The organism is Cupriavidus sp. D384 (assembly GCF_001652915.1).
GTDB lineage: Bacteria > Pseudomonadota > Gammaproteobacteria > Burkholderiales > Burkholderiaceae > Cupriavidus.
Genome location: NZ_BBQI01000062.1, coordinates 1 through 294 on the forward strand (window position 1 = coordinate 1; position 294 = coordinate 294).

Annotated in this window: 1 pseudogene; it reads left to right on the top strand. The window is 60.5% G+C overall.

Annotated features, from left to right (window positions below):
* Window position 1 precedes the first annotated feature (1 nt).
* Window positions 2-294 (top strand): annotated as a pseudogene (locus A9J21_RS14835) (isochorismatase family protein); the annotation flags it as partial.

Below are 294 nucleotides of genomic sequence, written 5' to 3' on the forward strand. Positions count from 1 at the left end.
CATGTCGAACGCCAAGCTGCAAGTCCTGACCCCGCGCAACAGCCAGCTGATCATCATCGACCACCAGCCCCAGATGGCCTTTGGCGTGCAGTCGATGGACCGCCAGACCATGAAGAACAACGTCGTGGGCCTGGCCAAGGCAGCCAGGATCTTCGACGTGCCGACCACCATCACCACCGTGGAAAGCGAATCGTTCTCCGGCTACACCTATCCCGAACTGCTCGACGTCTTCCCGGGCAAGGAAACGCTCGAACGCACGTCGATGAATTCGTGGGACGACCAGAAGGTGCGCGA